The organism is Polaromonas sp. P1_G2 (genome assembly GCF_056405515.1).
This window is the reverse complement of the sequence record NZ_JBFUBY010000780.1, coordinates 1-562: the sequence shown is the minus strand read 5'-3', so window position 1 is coordinate 562 and position 562 is coordinate 1. Positions and strand designations below refer to the sequence as shown.

Sequence of the window (562 nt, the reverse complement as noted above, 5' to 3'; positions counted from 1 at the left end):
GCTAGGACCGCTCGGTATCGGCGCGCAATATTGCACTATCCGCGGCTATCGGATGGCCGATATCTCAGTGGTCGGGCCGGTCGATTATTCCTGGCTGGTTTTTGCGGCAGTGATCGGTTTCATCTTCTTCGGAGAAATTCCGACCGCGGGTGTCATTGCCGGCGCCGTGCTTATCGCCGGCGGCGGCATCGTGCTCGCCACGGTGAGGCCGGCGCCGGAGAAACAGCCGGTGCTGGAGCTGCAGTAAGGAAAATCGTCCTACTGGCTTGCCCAGATGATGCGGGCGATCCAGTCGACATCCTGGATATCGATCGAGCGGCCCGGATGGTCGGGGTTGAGCGACAGGAGTTCGATCATTTTCGGCGTCTGGCGGACCAGCACCTTGGCCATGACCTCGCCCTCCCTGGTGCGGAGGACGACGCGGTCGTTGCGGCGAAGCTGGGCGCCGCGCTCGACGATGATGACATCGCCGTCGCGATACAGCGGCATCATGCTTTCGCCTTGCACTTCGAGCGCGTAGACGCCGGCCTTCTGGGCCGGGAATTCGACGACATCCCAGCCC

The 562-nt window shown here is 63.0% G+C and carries 1 protein-coding gene and 1 pseudogene; one reads left to right on the top strand and one right to left on the bottom strand.

The window, feature by feature from the left end:
* Nucleotides 1-247: pseudogene (locus tag AC1D0P_RS27545) on the top strand (hypothetical protein); the annotation flags it as partial.
* Nucleotides 248-258: 11 nt separating this feature from the next.
* On the opposite strand, the gene AC1D0P_RS27540 reads toward AC1D0P_RS27545, so the two are convergent.
* Nucleotides 259-562: S24 family peptidase (locus tag AC1D0P_RS27540; RefSeq protein ID WP_477679635.1), on the bottom strand; the 304-nt coding region annotated here is incomplete at its 5' end.